This is a genomic window from Lignipirellula cremea (genome assembly GCF_056501455.1).
In genome coordinates, this window is the sequence record NZ_CM151415.1 from 4,461,177 (window position 1) to 4,477,586 (window position 16,410).

Annotated in this window: 8 protein-coding genes; 4 read left to right on the forward strand and 4 right to left on the reverse strand. The window is 65.2% G+C overall.

Annotated elements, in window-relative coordinates; all coding sequences use genetic code 11:
- Positions 1–33: 33 nt before the first annotated feature.
- The 3 genes from SH602x_RS17335 to SH602x_RS17345 form a co-directional block, all read right to left on the reverse strand.
- A complete protein-coding gene (locus SH602x_RS17335) occupies positions 34–2,091 on the reverse strand; it encodes a PhnD/SsuA/transferrin family substrate-binding protein (protein WP_479473513.1) in 2,058 nt (685 codons plus the stop codon).
- 131 nt (positions 2,092–2,222) lie between these two features.
- A complete protein-coding gene (locus SH602x_RS17340) occupies positions 2,223–3,551 on the reverse strand; it encodes an NHL repeat-containing protein (RefSeq protein WP_479473514.1) in 1,329 nt (442 codons plus the stop codon).
- 295 nt (positions 3,552–3,846) lie between these two features.
- Positions 3,847–5,385 carry a sulfatase gene (locus SH602x_RS17345; protein WP_479473515.1) on the reverse strand — a complete coding sequence of 513 codons (1,539 nt, stop codon included), beginning with the start codon at positions 5,383–5,385 and terminating at the stop codon, positions 3,847–3,849.
- A 140-nt stretch (positions 5,386–5,525) separates the two neighbouring features.
- Here SH602x_RS17345 and SH602x_RS17350 point away from each other — a divergent pair, with 140 nt between their 5' ends.
- The 4 genes from SH602x_RS17350 to SH602x_RS17365 all read left to right on the forward strand — a co-directional run bounded on the left by SH602x_RS17350 (position 5,526) and on the right by SH602x_RS17365 (position 14,892).
- Positions 5,526–10,478: a GDSL-type esterase/lipase family protein gene (locus SH602x_RS17350; RefSeq protein WP_479473516.1), complete on the forward strand. Its 4,953-nt coding sequence runs from the start codon at positions 5,526–5,528 to the stop codon at positions 10,476–10,478.
- A 136-nt stretch (positions 10,479–10,614) separates the two neighbouring features.
- Positions 10,615–12,600 (forward strand): FAD-dependent oxidoreductase, encoded by a 1,986-nt coding sequence (locus SH602x_RS17355; RefSeq protein WP_479473517.1) that lies wholly within the window; start codon positions 10,615–10,617, stop codon positions 12,598–12,600.
- Between the two features lie 38 nt (positions 12,601–12,638).
- Positions 12,639–13,571, forward strand: a complete 933-nt coding sequence (locus SH602x_RS17360; protein ID WP_479473518.1) for an FAD:protein FMN transferase — start codon at positions 12,639–12,641, stop codon at positions 13,569–13,571.
- Positions 13,546–14,892: a Gfo/Idh/MocA family protein gene (locus SH602x_RS17365; protein ID WP_479473519.1), complete on the forward strand. Its 1,347-nt coding sequence runs from the start codon at positions 13,546–13,548 to the stop codon at positions 14,890–14,892. Before SH602x_RS17360 ends, SH602x_RS17365 begins: the two co-directional genes overlap by 26 nt.
- Positions 14,893–14,898: 6 nt before the next feature.
- On the opposite strand, the gene SH602x_RS17370 is transcribed toward SH602x_RS17365, so the two are convergent.
- Positions 14,899–16,377, reverse strand: a complete 1,479-nt coding sequence (locus SH602x_RS17370; protein WP_479473520.1) for a DUF1501 domain-containing protein — start codon at positions 16,375–16,377, stop codon at positions 14,899–14,901.
- Positions 16,378–16,410 lie beyond the last annotated feature (33 nt).

Below are 16,410 nucleotides of genomic sequence, written 5' to 3' on the forward strand. Positions count from 1 at the left end.
CCGTTCGCGGACCGCCATCATCGGCGAATCGATTCAGTTCCACTCGAAGCAGGTGAGCGCCGATTCGCCCCGCAGATAGAGCCGGTCGCCCACCAGGGCCGGGTGCGAGTACGACTCGATCGGCTCGTCGAATCGCAGCCGGGAAATGAGCGAGAACTCGTCGCTCCGAGCGTCGGCGAGGAGAAGCTCGCCCTTGCCGACGATCAGGACGCGTTCGTCGTCGGCGATGATCGCGGCATAGTCGCCGAGCGCCTGGTCGCGTTGGCGATAGATCTCGTTCAGATCGACGGCGTCCAGACAGAACAGGAACCGGTTCACGCAGAACACGCGGCCAGCCGTCACGACCGGCGTGCTCATGTCGAGCGCAAGCTTGCGGTTTCGAGCGACGGGCTCGGGATCGATCGTGCCGTCGGACGCGAATCGATAGAGCCGGGCGCCGTTGCCTTCGGTGACGACCAGCAGGTTCGACCCGACGACGACCGGCGTGGGGACGTTGAAGTCGCCCTCGACGGAAGGCTCCAGCGTCCAGAGACGATCTCCGGTTCGCACGTCCCAGCCGCCGAGCGTGGAGACGTCATGTCCGACGATCTGATGCACGCCGCCGAACTCGCCGACGATCAGCGAACCGTACGAGGGCGCTCTGCCGGGGGACTTCCAGGCGACGGCGCCGTCGCTCATCTGCAGCGCGACGAGCGAGGCCTCGGGGCCGCCGGCCTGAACGATCACCTTGCCGTCGACGACCATGGGCGAACCGCAGTAGCCCCACGGCATCTCGGCCTTCGCCTTGAAATCGGAGCGTAAGTTCCGCTTCCAGAGCGTCCTGCCGTCCTCCATCGCCACGCAACGGAGATCGCCGAATGCGCCGAGCAGGAGCGCCCGATCGCCTTCGATCCAGGGAGTCGCTCGCGGCGACTGACCGTAATCGAGCTTCCCGATCGCGAGATACTCCACCTTCCAGAGCAGCGAGCCGGTGGCTGCGTCGTAGCACCGAAACGAATCCTGGAACCCGGTCAGATCCCGGTCGCCCATCAGAACGCGATTTTCGTCAGCGGCGATGCCTCCCAGTCCGGATGACGGCAGATTCACCTTCCAGACGACATTCGGCTCGATAGGAAGGGTCGCGGGCAGAACGGGATAGCGACCGTCGCGATTCGGTCCGCGCCAGCCGCTCCACGCGGGCGCCTCGGGGTCGGGCCGTACGGCGTCCGGAACGACCGCGCTCGAAGCCGCTTCCTCCGGCGCCGTCGCCACGAACCCGATCAGCGATTCCAGCGAAGCGCAGAGTTCAAGCTTCGCGGAGACCGACAACAGCGCCGCCCTTATCGCCTTCCGATCGGCCGGCTCGACGGCATCCGTCACGAACGCGGTCACGAACGGCACCGATTTCGTCTTGCCGACGACGCGGAGGTCCCCCTTCTTGATCGTGCCGCACCCTTCCAGCAGAGGCGCCGCATAGCTGGAGATGACGGCTGCTCCCTTGCCTTCGGGACGCTCCAGGATCTCGCACGCTCCGTCGCTGCACGCGGGAGAGATCGCGAGCTCCGCGGGAAGCTCGACGCCCGCGCTCTTCAGCAACTCGATCGCCGCCGAATGCTTTTCCGCCGCCTCCGACGGTCCGAAGATGACTCGATACCCCTGAAGATCTTCCGGCTTCTGTGCGGGGTCGTCCTTCGGCACCACGATCAGGCCGAACTGGGTCGTGGAGCCGGTCTTATCGGTCAGCCTCGCGACGGCGGTCGCTTCGATCTTCGCCTTTTCGCAGTCGTATCGGACGACGGAGTCCTTGCCGATGATCAGGTCGATCGACCCGCCCTCAAGCTCTTCCTTGTCGACCTTCTGAAGGGCCTCCGCGAAGAGCAATCGGACGGGGCGGCCGAGTTCGCATTCAAGATGCGTTGCGAGCTTCTCGTACTGCCGCTGCGCGTATCCCTGGACGCAGGGGCAGGAGAGCGGCGCGGCCAGCGGATCCATGACGACCAGCGTCAGGCGGCGATCGTCTTTCGCGGTCGACTCTTCGGCGGTCGCGAGAGACATCGACCACGCCGCGGCGACGCACGCCGCGACGAAACAGGTGCGGGAAACGGATCTCATTTCAGCGCCTCGTCGGTGAGCGGAGGGACCGTCGGCGCCGAGAATTCCGAGCGCATGCAGGGATCCAGAACGCCGGCGAGATAGCCGAAGCCAGCCGCGCATCGATTCGATGCGCGGCTTCCTGGGACGGATCACTCAGGAGTCGCGGCGTCCGCTTCCGGGGCGGCTTCCGCCGCGGAATCCTTCCGCTCCATCAGCACGATGTGGTTGCGCGTGATGTCGAGCATGTAGACGCGAGCGTCGTCGTGCGAGACGGCGATCGAGACGTTCTTGCAGCCGGGGACCAGCTTGACGTCGCCGACGAACTGCTTGAACGTTCCGTCGGCTCCGAAGCGCTTGATGCGGCCGGTGTTCGATTCCGCGGTGTAGACGTCCCCCTCGGAGTCGAAGCAGACGTTCATCGGGTTACAGCAACTGGTGAAGCCCTCCAGTCCCGTGCGGTCGCTCTTTCCCCAGGCCTTCACCGCTTCTCCTTCGCTGTCGAAGCAGGCGACGCGATGACGCGCGTTCTCCGCAACGTAGATCCCGGTCGAACAGGCTTGAACGTCCATATGACCGCAGCAGCCGACGAGTCCCGACACGACGACTTTGCCGTCGCCGAAATCGGCGCCGGTTCGCCACACGTCGAAGGAATAGCCCGCCAGCGCCGGAGTCGCGACGTAGACATGCTTCCCGTCGCTGCTGATCGAAGCGACCTGCAACTTGCGCTGCGAAATGCTTTCGAGCTGCCGTTCGATCGCTGTCTCATCGATTTCCGGTTCGGGCTGATCGGCCTGCTCCGCCGCCATTTTCTTCATCGACTCGATATGGGCGGGCAAGATCTTCAGAATCTGCTGCTCCTGGTCGTTGAGCTTTTCCGTTTCCTCTTTTTTCGTCAGTTCGGTCAGCATGTTCTCGTACAGGAGCACCTGCTCCTCGAGGTTGACCTCCTGTCCGCTCAGGCTGGCGATCGCCTGTTCCCGCAGCTTGTCGCGGTTTTCGCGAAGAGCGGCCGCATGCGGCGCATCGGCCTCCTGCAACGTTTCGCCCTTCGCGGAAAGTCGAATCAGCTTGCCCTGTCCGGCGACCAGAACCGTACCGTCCGGCGCTACGTTGATCGCTTGAGGCGTGACGGGAAGCTCCCACGATTCCAGGAGTTTTCCGTCGGCGTCGAAGACCGCCACTTCGCCTTGAGAGGTCCCGCATGCAGCCAGGATGCGCCCGTCCTGCGCCAGACAGAACGCGTTGACCTTCGTCGCCTGAGGGATCTCGATCAGCCGCACCTGCTGGTGCGTCGCTTGTTCGTCGACGTTGGAAATCGCCTGGTCGTCCGGGACGTAAGCCTCCTCGGACTCCTCGACGACCTCTACCTCCGCAGCGGGCGCTTCCGCCGTCTGCGTCTGCGGATCCTCGACCTCCTGACCGTAAGCGGAAAGCGAAGCGACCAAAGCCAAGCCGAACGCCGCTCGTACGAATCGCATATCCGGTTCTCCCTAATCCACGGACGCGCCCCTGATCTCTCGTGAAGGCCACGATTATGGGGTATTCGCTTACGCAGATCAAAGATTTTCGAAATAATGCTCCTGCCCAGGAAGTCGCTTATAGCAGTTCGTTGATTTTTTCAACGAACTGCGTTCGCTGCACGGATGCGGCGTCAAAACAGCGGCTTTTCCGCTGTTTTGCGAGGCGTGAGAATCTTGTTTCGAACTTGTCGAGAGTGATTTTCGCCACGATGGCGAAAATCAACGGACTGCCAGCGACCGGTCCGAAGCGGTATCACGATTTCGGCTTGGCTTTCTGACCGCGAATCTGCGGCAGCGCCTCAGGATGCTGGGCGAGTTTCTGCCGGAGCTCGGCGACGACTTCGGGATGCTCGGAAGCGAGGTTCTTGCGCTCCAGCGGATCCTGGAAGTAATCGAACAGTTCGAATTCCGCCGAGTCGGACGGAGCGCCGGGCTTCTTCCATTCGACTAGGCGATAGCGCTCGGTCCGGACCGCCCGTCCGATCACCGGGCCTACCCCGGGCGCCTGTCGCGGAAAGACGTGGACGATGTGGTCCTTCGTCGGGGCGGCGGGGTCCTGAAGCGTCGGCAGGAGGCTTTGGCCGTCGAGACTCTCCGGCAGGGGCAGTCCCGCCAGCTCGCATAAGGTCGGATAGAGGTCGACCGACTCGACGAGACCGTCCGACCGCGAGCCTGCCCGCGACCCTGGCGCCGCGATCATCAGCGGGATCCGGGCGGCCTGTTCGTAGTTGGTGTGCTTGCACCACATGCCGTGGTCGCCCAGGTGCCAGCCGTGATCGCCCCAGAGCACGATGACCGTGTTCTCAGCCAGACCCAGACGGTCGAGTTCGTCGACGACCCGTCCGAGCTGCGCGTCCATGTAGCTGATGCACGCGTAGTACCCGTGGATCAGCGTTCGCTGCAGGTCGTCGTCCAGCGGACCCTTCTCGGGAATGTCGCGATACTGGCGTAGCTCTCCGCCGAACTGCGGCGCGAATCCGGGCGATCCTTCGGGCGGCTGACGGACTTCCGCCAGTTCGAACGCGTCGCGGTCGTACAGGTCCCAGTACTTTTTCGGTGCGCAGAACGGAAGATGCGGCTTCACGAAACCGACCGCGAGGAAGAAGGGTTCTTCGGGCTTCGCGCTCGCGGACTTCAGCCGGCGGATCGCCTCCTCTGCGAGAACGCCGTCGGGATAGACGTCGTCGGCGACATCCGCGGATTCGTACGCCGCGCCGCGGGGAAGCCCCTGCGCGGACCGTCCGGCGAAGAGCGCCTCCTCGCGGGTCAGCCCGGCGTTGGACCGGCTCTCCGGCAGCGCGTAGGCGATGACGTCCGCCTTCCAGTGCGGAACCGACCAGGAAGCGGGGTCCTCGTGGTTGCCGTGACCGACGTGAAAGATTTTGCCGAGCGCCTCCGTCCGCCAGCCGTGCTGCTTGAAATGCTGCGGCAGCGTCACGGCGTCCGGACGCGACTTCCGGAAGTTCGTCCCCAGGTCGTAGATCCCCAGCGTCGTCGAGCGCAGGCCCGTCAGCAGGGCGTTGCGCGAAGGCGCACAGACGGCCTGATTGCAGTACGCCCGGTCGAACACGACCGACCGCTTCGCGAGCGCATCTAAGTGCGGCGACTTCGCCAGATCGTCGCCGTAGCAGCCAAGATTCGGCTTCAGATCGTCCACGCAGATCAGCAGCACGTTGGGACGACGGGGCCCTTTCGCGTCCGCCTCGTCCGCGAAGGCGCCGAGGGGAGCGACGAGGCAGAGACCCAGCGTAAGAAACAGGCCCGACAACAGCGAACCGCGCGCGGAGGACATGGACGACGAGCCTCGGAAGAGAAGGGGATCGGCTACCGGTTATAATTTCCGTCAATCGCCGACGCGACGGCCTACCGATCTTCGACAGATCGATCAGACCTTCGCGTATCCCGCCTGCTTCGCCCGCCGAAAGAGCCGACATGAGCTTCGCGACGATCCGCATCGTCCTCGGGACCGCTATCGGAATCCTGGTCGCGCTCGGCGCCGAGCGCGCGATCGCGGAGACGCCCGCGAATCTGCGGGACGAGCAGCTCGTCGCGTGGTGCATCGTCCCCTTCGACGCGAAGAATCGCGGGCCGGCCGAACGGGCGGAGATGGTGCGGGGCCTGGGCCTGCGGAGGGTGGCGTACGACTGGCGGGAACAGCATGTCGCCACGTTCGAGGAAGAGATCGAACAGTACCGCAAGCACGGGATCGAGTTCTTCGCCTTCTGGGGCACGCACGACCGGGCGTTCGAACTCTTTCGCAAGTACGACCTCCATCCGCAGATCTGGCAGACGGCGCCATCGCCCGCCGGCGCCTCGCAGGAAGAGCGCGTCGCCGCGGCGGTGCGAGAACTGACCCCGCTGGCGGAACGAACTCGCAAGGAGGGCCTGAAGCTGGGCCTCTACAACCATGGCGGCTGGGGCGGAGAGCCGGCGAACCTCGTCGCCGTCTGCGAGGCGCTGCGAGAGACGCAGGGCGCCGACCATGTCGGCATCGTCTACAACCTGCACCACGCCCACGACCATCTGAAGGACTTCGCGAAATCGCTGGAGGCGATGAAGCCCTATCTCCTCTGCCTGAACCTGAACGGCATGACGGAGGACGGGGAGCGTCGCGGCAAGAAGATCCTGCCCCTCGGCGCGGGCGAACTGGACGCGGCCCTGCTGCGAGCGATTCGCGACTCCGGCTATGCAGGTCCGATCGGCGTCATCGGCCATACGCAGGACGACGTCGAAGAGCGTTTGAAGGACAACCTCGACGGGCTGCACTGGCTGCTGCCGCAATTCGAAGGCGACGCGGCCGAACCGAAGCCGACCTATCGCACCTGGAAGCCCGATCCGAACGAAGCGCCGGCAGAACCCGAAGAGAACGCGGCCTCCCCGCCTGAGAACGCTTCGACGACGGAGTATTCCGCCGAACGCGTCGCGGATCTGCTGCGGCGGGCGAAGGAGCAGGGCGATCCAGTAAGGGGACTGACCTCGTTCGCTTCCGCGACGTCAGCCTGTCTCTCCTGTCACAAGGTCGGTCGCTTCGGCGGCATGGTCGGGCCCGAACTGGCGACGACGGCGCTGAAGCGGACGCCGGAGGAACTGGTCGAGGCGATCCTCTGGCCGAAGCGGAAGATCGAGCCGGAGTACGTCGCCCACTCCCTCCTCGATTCGGAGGGCCGGTCGTACCAGGGCTACATCGTGCGCGAGGATGACCAGCGACTGGTCTTCCGCGACACGACCGCGGGCACGGCGAAGGAAGCGGAACTTCTCAAGGAGGAGATCGAACTTCGCCGGGAAGTCGGCACCCTGATGCCGGAGAATCTCGCGGCCACCATGAGCGAAGCTCAGCTTCTCGATCTGATCGCGTTCGTGATTTCCGTCGGTCGCGACGGAGGACCGACGGTCGAGCAGTCCGAGACGCTGATCGCGCATTCGCAGGCCCACCTGCATCAGCCGGCGACGTTTCCTTACGACAAGCAGCCGCTCGTACCGGAGAACTGGCCCTATGCCGATCGACCCGTCAACCGCGATCGGCTGTACGACTTCTACGCGCGGCAGGCCGACTGGTTCCGAAAGCGAATCAACGAAGGATCGGCGCCGACCTCCGCCGAGTCAGCGACCGAAGCAGAGCACGAGTATGCCCCTGGTCAGTTGCTATCGGCGTTTCCCGGCCTCGACGGCGGTCCCTTCGGACACTGGGGGACGCAGAATGAAGAGACGTGGGCCAGCGACGGATGGAGTCGTGCGGAGCTCGACTCCGTACAGTGCGGCGTCTTCCGCAAGGGCGATCTGACCGTGCCGCGCGCGGTCTGCGTGCGCGTCGGCGGAGAAGACGGCCTCAACGTCTGCTTCAACCCGGAGACGCTCGCCTACGAAGCGATCTGGAAGGGGCCCTTCCTCAAGTTCTCGACCGTCCGTCACGGTTTCATGGACGGACTGGAACCCGGTTCCGGGTCTAGCCCCGCGGAGCCGGAGCGGCTCGATCCCGATCCGCGAGTCGTAGACAGGAACATCGATTATCGGGGTTACTGGCGTGTCGGCGACCAGATTCTGTTCGCCTACCTGGTGAACGGCATCGAATACCTCGACGTTCCAACGGTCGAGAACGGAACGTTCGTTCGCGTCGTCGCGAAGGCGGACGAGCATCCGTCGAAGGAACTGCTCAAGGACTTTCCCGAACGTTGGCCGCAGCGGATCGAAACGGCGATCGAACTGTCGGAGCGGGGGCCCTACGCCATCGACACGATCGGGCTCCCCTTCGACAACCCGTGGAAGATGCCGATCTTCCCGGGCGGGCACGCGTTTCTGCCTGACGGCTCGGCGCTCGTCTGCACGATGCAGGGCGACGTCTGGCAGGTCTCCGGCTTCGAATATCCGTCGAAGAAGGCGACGTGGCGCCGCGTCGCATCGGGGCTGCACCACGCGCTCGGAATCGTCGCCGACGACAAGGGAGTTTTCGTGTTGGGCCGAGATCAGATCACGAAGCTCACCGACTGGGACCGCGACGGCGAATTCGATTCCTATGAACGCTTCAGCGCCGCGTACGAATCTTCGCCGGCGGGACATGACTTCATCTGCGGCCTGGAGCGCGATGCGGAGGGGAACTTCTATACCGCCTCGGGAAATCAGGGCGTAGTTCGCGTCTCCTCGGACGGCAAGCGGGCGAAGGTCGTCGCGACCGGCCTTCGCAATCCGGACGGCCTGGGCATCTATCCTGACGGCGTGGTGACGGTTCCCGTCTCCGAAGGCGAGTGGACGCCAGCCTCGATGATCTGCGCCGTTCGTACGAAGGGAATCGACGGCCATACAGTCGCCGCCGACATCGTTCCGCACTTCGGCTATCGAGGACCGGTGGAGGGGAAGGCGCCCGAACTTCCGATGGTCTACCTTCCCCGCGGTCTCGACAATTCCAGCGGCGGGCAAACCTACGTCGACAGCGATCGCTGGGGTCCGCTCCAGGGGAATGCGCTGCACTTTTCGTTCGGCGCCTCCACCTACTTTCTGGTCCTGCGGGACGAAGTTCGCGGTCAGCTTCAGGGCGCCGTCGTGCCCCTGCCGGGAGAGTTTCGATCCGGCGTTCATCGCGGTCGGTTCTCGCCGAGCGATGGTCAGCTTTACGTCAGCGGCATGCAGGGCTGGGGCGCTTACGCGATCGAAGACGGCTGCTTCGAGCGCGTGCGTTACACGGGCGCTCCCTCGCAACTGCCGATCGGACTGCACGTTCACGAGAATGGCGTGCTGATACGCTTCGCCGAGCCGCTCGACCCTATGATCGCGTCGGATGCGGCGAGTCACTTCGCGCAAAGCTGGAACTATCGCTACGGCCCCGCATACGGATCGCCGGAGTTCTCGTCGCGGCACCGGGGCATTCGCGGTCACGACGTCGTGACCATCGCGTCGGCTCATGTGCTGGAGGACGGAAAGGCGCTCTTCCTGGAGTTGCCCGAGTTGCAGCCGGTGAACCAGCTTCATTTGCGACTGCAATCGAACGACGGCGTTTTCCACGACCTGTTCGCGACCGTCAACGCTCTCGACGAGCCGTACACATCGCTTCCCGGCTATCGCCCCTTCGCGAAGACGATCGAGCCTCATCCGATCCACGCCGATCTGGCGCTGGCGACGCGCAGCGCTCCGAATCCGCATCGGAACAAAATCGCCGGCGTGCGCGGCGTCACGATCGAGACTGCCGGCAACCTCTCCTTCGCGACGCGTACGCTGCGGGTCCGTGCGGGCGAACCGATCGCGCTGACGCTGTCGAATCCCGACGTCGTGCCGCACAACTGGGCGCTGATTCGCCCCGGGTCGCTGGAAGCGGTCGGAACGCTGGCCGACCGTTTGATCTCCGATCCCGACGCCGCGTTCCGGCACTACATTCCAGAGACCGATGACGTGCTGGCGTACGTCGACGTCGTCTCGCCGCGCGAGAAATCGACCATCTGGTTCAAGGCGCCCGAGCAACCGGGACGTTACCCCTATCTCTGCACCTTCCCCGGCCACTGGAAGGCGATGAACGGCGAATTGATCGTCGAACCGGCGGAGTCGCCCGTCGGAGTCGAAGCGCCCTTCGATCATGGTCCGGAGACCGCAATCGCGTTCACGAACGCCGATCTGCCGAAGGAACAGCCGGCCTGGGTCGACGCGATGCGGGAGGTTCACGCGAAGTTCGACGGGGAAAAAGGCTCGCTCGCGCTCTTCGGCGATTCGATCACCGTCAGCCTGGCCTTCTGGGCGCCTCTCGCGGACGATCCGAAGGGGCTCTCCGAAGAGTTGCGGCAGGATCTGAAGATCGCGAAAAACCGACTGCCACCCGAGACCTGGCGAGGCCAGCGCGGCCCCGCTTTCGGCAACGAGGGCGGCATGACCGTCCGCTGGGCGCACGAGAACGTCGACGCCTGGTTGAAAAAGATGAATCCCGAGGTCGCCGTCGTGATGTTCGGCACCAACGACCTGACGTCGCTCGAAGCGGACGAGTACCGGTCGAAGCTTCGCGCTGTCGTCGCAGCGTGTCTCGCGAACGGCACGATCGTGCTGCTGACCACGATTCCGCCGCGACATGGACTGGAAGCGAAGTCGGCCCAGTTCGCGCAAATCGCGCGTGACCTGGCGAACGAGCTTCGCGTGCCGCTGATCGACTATGCCGCGGCCATTCACGCACGCCGTCCCGACGACTGGGACGGCGCGGCGGAGAAGTTCGCCGACGCGAACGCCGACGTCTACGACGTGCCGACGCTCATCGCCCGAGACGGCGTGCACCCGTCGAATCCGCGGGCGTTCACGACCTATTCCGACGACGATTTAAATCGCCACGGCTTCGCGCTCCGGAACGTTCTGACGCTCGAAGCCTACTCTGATGTCGTACGCAATGTGCTGGAAGCAGACGCCAAGGTCGCCGACTGAGCGGGACCGCCCCTTTCGGCGTGCGGACCGCGCGACTTTCCCTTTTCCGGGCCGGAAGGTACCCTTAAGGGCCTGACTTTACGTCAGCACGACGTTCGCTCGCGAACGCTTTTCGATCCTCTCTCGCCTCCTCCCCATGACGCCAAATCAGCCCGGTCTCGGGCGCCGTACGTTTCTTGCCGGAGCCGGCGCCGCGGCCTATTCGCTTTTCGTCACGCCGGACGCGGCTTCCGCCGCCGAAGCGAAGCTTTCGGCGCCCGAGGATATTCGCGGCGCGTTCAAAAAGATCGCTCCGCTCGACGAACAGGCGGCCGCCCGGCGGTTCGAGGGCGAGCCGAACATGACGCTGGTCGATCTGACCTGCGACGTCTTCGTCGCGGGGGGCGGACCCGCGGGCGTCTGTGCCGCCCTGGCCGCCGCGCGAAACGGGGCGAAGGTCGTCCTCGTGCAGGATCGCTCGCGACTCGGCGGCAACTCGTCGAGCGAAGTGAAGATGCACATCGTCGGCGCCAATAACCACACGGGGCGTCCCGGCTGGCGCGAAGGCGGCATCATTGAGGAACTGCGTCTCGACGACGCGGCCAACAATCCGCATCGGTCGTGGGAACTGTGGGATCTGCTGCTGTACGACAAGCTCGTGACCGAGCCGAACGTCACGCTTCTGCTCGACACGGTCGTCTACGCCGCGGAGACCAAGGAGGGGCGCGTCGAGCGCGTGATGGCTCGCTGCGACAAGACCGAGCATCTCTATCGCGTCGTCGCTCAGCAGTATCTCGACTGCACGGGCGACGCGCGGCTGGCTCTCGAAGCCGGCGCTACCATGCGGTGGGGTCACGAGTCCCGCGACGAGTTCGGCGAACCGCTCGCGTGGGAGACGCCCAGCCGGGAGACGCTCGGCAGCAGCATCCTGTTCACGTCGCGAGACTACGGCAAGCCCGTCCCGTACGTACCCCCTTCGTGGGCCCGCAAGATCGAGGCGAAGCACCTGCAGTTTCGCGGCATCGGCAGCTGGGAATACGGCTACTGGTGGATCGAGTGGGGCGGCGCCACGGACACCATTCGCGATAACGAGCGCATTCGCTTCGAGCTGCTGTCGATCGTCACGGGCGTCTGGGACTACATCAAAAACAGCGGCAAGTTCCCGGCGTCCGCCAATTGGGGCATGGATTGGGTCGGCATGGTCCCCGGCAAACGCGAGAGCCGTCGGATCGAAGGGGACGTGATCCTGACGCAGCAGGACCTGATGGGCCTGAACGGCGACTTCGAGGACGCCGTCGCGATCGGCGGCTGGGGCCTCGACGAGCATCCGCCGGGCGGCTTCGACGATACCGACAAGCGACCGTTCGTTTCGACCAAGCTGGGCGAGGTCTACAACATTCCGCTCCGCTCGCTCTACAGCAAGGACTTCTCGAACCTGTTCATGGCGGGTCGCAACGCCAGTTGCAGTCACGTCGCGTTCACCTCGACGCGCGTGATGGCGACGTGCGCCGTGATGGGCCAGGCGGCCGGAACCGCGGCGGCGCTCTGCGTCCGCGAAGGCGTCTCGCCGCGGCAACTGTACGAGAACAAGCCGCTGCTGATGGAGCTGCAGCAGACGCTGCTCCGCGACGATCAGTCGATCAAGCATCGCAAGAACGAGGATCCGAACGATCTGGCGAAGTCGGCCAAGGTGACGGCCTCGGGCGCCGATCTCGGTTCGGATCCGGCCAGCGTGCTCGACGGCTTCGTCCGGAACATGGAAGGGGAGACGACGCATCGCTGGGTCGCGCAGATGTCGGAGCAGGGCGCCTGGCTCGACCTGGCCTGGGACGCGCCGCGACCGATCAGCGAAGTGCAACTCACGTTCGACACGGGTTTTCACCGCGAATTGACGCTCACGTCGGCGGACAATCACAACAGCCACATGATCCGCGCGCCGCAGCCCGAGTGCGTGCGCGATTACCGGATCGTCGCGACGACGGCGGAGGGCAAAACGGTGGAGGTCGTCAAGGCGACCGGCAACCACCAGCGTCTCTGCCGGCACAGCTTCGAGCCGGTGGAAGCGACGTCGCTGCGCCTGATCGTCGACGCGACGAACGGTTCCGACACCGCGCGCCTGTACGAGATTCGCTGTTACGCCTGAGGCGAATCGCGAACCTCGTTCGCCGCGACGGAGTTGCCATGACGACGATCTTCGCCCGACGCCCCGCCATGCGGACGCTGTTCGAGATCGTCCTCGTCGGCGATGACGCGTCGCGGCTGAGATCGCTGGCCGAGGACGCGCTCGACGAGGTCGAGCGCGTCGAACGGCTCCTCTCGCGGTTCGATCCGGCAGCGGAGGTCTACCGACTGAACCGATCATGCGGCGATTGGATGCGCGTCGATCAGGAACTGTTCGACGTGCTGGAGTCGGTCGTCGCTCTGCGTTCGATCACCGACGGCTGGTTCGAGCCGTTCCTGGTCTCAGGAACGAGGGGCGGTCCTGATCAACCTCTCCGGTTCGACGCCGATCGTCGTGCCGTTCAGTTCGTCGTCGCGGACCTGGAAGTCGATCTGGGAGCGTTCGGCAAAGGCTACGCCCTCGACTTGGTGCGGCGGATGCTTGATCGTGCGGGCGCGGAGAACTGGCTGCTCTCGGGCGGAGGTAGCTCGGTCGCCGCGAGCGGCTGCCGCGAAGACGGGAGTCCCTGGATCGTCGGGCTCGAAGATCCCTTCGCCGATTCTTGTGCCGACGCGGACGCTCAGACGAGACACGTCGTCGAGTTCCCGCTCGAAAACCTGTCGCTGTCCACGTCGAGCGTTCTGCACGCCGGCGCATCGGCAGAGATCGCGTCCGACCTGTTCGATCCCAAGGAGCGCCGTCCGCTTGCGGAACCGGCGTCGTGCAGCGTGCTGCATTTCAGCGCCGCGGCTGCGGAGGCCTGGAGCACGGCGCTGCTCGCCGCCGGTCGCGAACGGGCGGAGTCTCTGCTGAACAAGGCGAACGAACCGGATTTCGCCGTGAAGCATCTTTCGGCGCCCCATCGCATCTACTGGATCGCCCGACGCGACGGAGCGCCGTACGTAGAAATCCTTTCAGGAGAAGGTCATGCCCTGGCCGACCGATCGGCGTAGCTTCCTCTCGACGTCGTCGGCCCTGCTGCTGGCAGGCGCCGTCGCGAAGACGCAGGATTCCGACGCGCAGGAACCGGGCGACTCGACGCCCGTGCGCATCGCCGTCGTCGGCACGGGGGGGCGCGGCTGCGACCTGATTCGCAAGCTCGCCACGATCGAGGGCGCGCAGATCGTCGCCGTCTGCGACGACTATCCGCCTCATCTGGAGAACGGGCAGAAGTACGCCGGCGCCGGAGCGGCCGCGTACGCCGACTACGAAAAGATGCTGCGCGAAACCAAGCCGCAGGCGGTCGTCGTCGCCGTGCCGCTGCACCTGCACTACGCCATGTGCGAAGCGGCGCTCGACGCCGGAGCCGCCGTCTTCTGCGAGAAGACGATGTGCAAGACCGCCGACGAAGCGCGGCGGCTGGCACTTAAGGTCGAGAAGCTCGGGGCCGTGTTTCAGGTCGGCCTGCAACGCCGGGCGAACGCGATCTACGCCCAGGCGGAGGCGATGGCGGAGACCGGCATGCTCGGGCGCATCTCCGCGATCAAATGCCAGTGGAACCGCAACAACGACTGGCGCCGCCCCGTGCCGGTCGGGCCGAACGATCCGCGCTTCACGGAGCTCGAACGCCGGCTGAACTGGCGACTCTACTGGGAGAAGTCGGAGGGCCTGATGGCCGAACTCGCCAGCCATCAGCTCGACGTGACCAACCGGCTGCTGGGAACGACGCCGAAGCGCGTGATCGCGACGGGCGGCATCGACTGGTGGAACGACGGTCGCGAGGTCTACGACAACCTGTTCTGCGTCTACGAGTACGAGGTCGACGCTTCGCGGTTCCGTTCCGCGGCCAGACGTCGGGAGACTCCCGTCTCGGTCGCCGACGCGGACGCTCTCGAACATCCCGACCCCTACACGGTTCGCGTCACCTACTCGTCTGTCCAGAACAACGCGTACGAGGGCGCCGGCGAACTGATCATGGGGACGAAGGGCTCGCTCTTCCTGACGCAGAGCAAGGGTCTGTTCTATCAGGAGGCGATCGTCGAGGATCCGGGCTGGAGCCAGGACGGTCGCGTCAAGGCGGACGCGGGCGTCGTCACGTCAGGCAAGACGCTCACGATGGCCAACGACCCCTGGTCGCACCGCGGCAAGCCGTACGAAATCGACGCGACCGGCGACGACACACGCGACGAACTCCTCAGCTTCGTCGAGCATGTCGCCGCGGGCGATCCCGCGACGATCTGCGACGTCCGCATCGGCCTGGCCAACACGCTCACGATCCTCGCCGGAAACGAAGCGATCCGCGAAGGTCGGGCGGTGGAGATTCCGTCGGCGTAGCGAAACTTACGCGATGATCTCCCGAATCGGCTGACCGAGTTCCTTCTCCAGTCGCTTGCGCCCCGGGATCGCGAGCTTTCGCGGGTCGAGGCCGAGCTGGTGCAGCACGGTGGCGTGCAGGTCGCCGACGTAGTGGCGGTTTTCTACGGCGTGGAAGCCGAGCTCGTCGGTGGCGCCGTGGACGATGCCGCCCTTCAGTCCGCCGCCGGCGAGCCAGACGCTGAAGCCGTAGGGGTGGTGGTCGCGACCGTCGCCGTTCTGCGAGCCGGGCGTCCTGCCGAACTCGGTCGCCCAGACGACGATCGTCTCGTCCAGCAATCCTCGCTGCTTGAGATCCGCCAGCAGCGCCGCGATGGGGCGATCGGTCTGGCCGCAGAGGTTGGCGTGGCTGTTCTTCAGGCCGCCGTGCGAGTCCCACTGACCGGCGCCGCCGTTGCTGCCGTGATAGACCTGCACGAAGCGGACGCCCCGCTCGACCAGACGTCGCGCGGCGAGCATCTGGCGACCGAACTCCTGCGTCTGCGGCTGGTCGATTCCGTACTCGGTCAGCGTCTCCTGCGTCTCGTCGGCGAAGTTCACGACGTCCGGCACGGCGGTCTGCATCCGGTACGCCAGCTCGTACGATTCGATCCGAGCGCGCAGCGCGTCGTCGCCGGGATACCGCTCCGCCGTCATCTCGTTCAGTTCCCGCAGGAAGGCGAACTCCGCCTGCTGTTCTTCGGCGAAGACGTCGGCCGGCGGCTTCGCGTAGGGCAGGGGGTTCTTCGGATCGATCGTGAGCGGTACGCCGTCGTACTGCGGACCGAGATAATCGGCGCCGTGCGTCTCCCGACCTCCGCAGCAGTCGGCGACCGGCGTCCCCATCACGACGAACTGCGGCAGGTTCTCGTTCAGCGTCCCCAGGCCGTAGTTGGCCCACGCGCCGATGGTCGGGAAGACGCCGTCGATCCGATGGCGACCCGTGTGGAACTGGTACTGGGCGCCGTGGTTGGAATCCTCCGTCCACATCGACCGCACGATCGCAAGATCGTCCGCCCGCTTGGCCAGATGGGGGAACCAGTCGCTGATCTCGAGTCCGCTCTGACCGTGCTTCTGAAAGCCGATCTGCATCGGATAGATGTCGTGCCGGACGAATCCGTTGTTCGGATCGGGAAACAACACCCGTTCGTTCGCCAGGTAAGGCGACTTCAGAATATCCGCGTAGGGCGACTCGTCGATCTTCTTTCCGGCGTGCTCGTTGAGCGCGGGCTTGGGATCGAAGGTCTCCATGTGGCTGGCGCCGCCGATCATGAAGAGCCAGATCACGCTCTTCGCTTTAGGAGCGAAGTGCGGCCCCGGTCGATCGGACGACGCTCCGCGCGCTTCCGTCTGCAGCATCGCGGAGAGCGCCACGCTGCCGAAGCCGAGACCCATCTGCGAAAGAAAGTTCCTTCGCGCTCGCATGGCGGCCAGATCTCGCGGCAATGCTTGTTCCGGGCGGGACATGGCGAGCATCCGAAGTGCGGAAGGAGAGGTCGA

Coding starts and splice junctions, on each gene's coding strand:
- SH602x_RS17335 (WP_479473513.1), bottom strand. CDS start 2,091: ATGAGATCCGTTTCCCGCACCTGTTTCGTCGCGGCGTGCGTCGCCGCG.
- SH602x_RS17360 (WP_479473518.1), top strand. CDS start 12,639: ATGACGACGATCTTCGCCCGACGCCCCGCCATGCGGACGCTGTTCGAG.
- SH602x_RS17365 (WP_479473519.1), top strand. CDS start 13,546: ATGCCCTGGCCGACCGATCGGCGTAGCTTCCTCTCGACGTCGTCGGCC.
- SH602x_RS17350 (WP_479473516.1), top strand. CDS start 5,526: ATGAGCTTCGCGACGATCCGCATCGTCCTCGGGACCGCTATCGGAATC.
- SH602x_RS17370 (WP_479473520.1), bottom strand. CDS start 16,377: ATGTCCCGCCCGGAACAAGCATTGCCGCGAGATCTGGCCGCCATGCGA.
- SH602x_RS17340 (WP_479473514.1), bottom strand. CDS start 3,551: ATGCGATTCGTACGAGCGGCGTTCGGCTTGGCTTTGGTCGCTTCGCTT.
- SH602x_RS17355 (WP_479473517.1), top strand. CDS start 10,615: ATGACGCCAAATCAGCCCGGTCTCGGGCGCCGTACGTTTCTTGCCGGA.
- SH602x_RS17345 (WP_479473515.1), bottom strand. CDS start 5,385: ATGTCCTCCGCGCGCGGTTCGCTGTTGTCGGGCCTGTTTCTTACGCTG.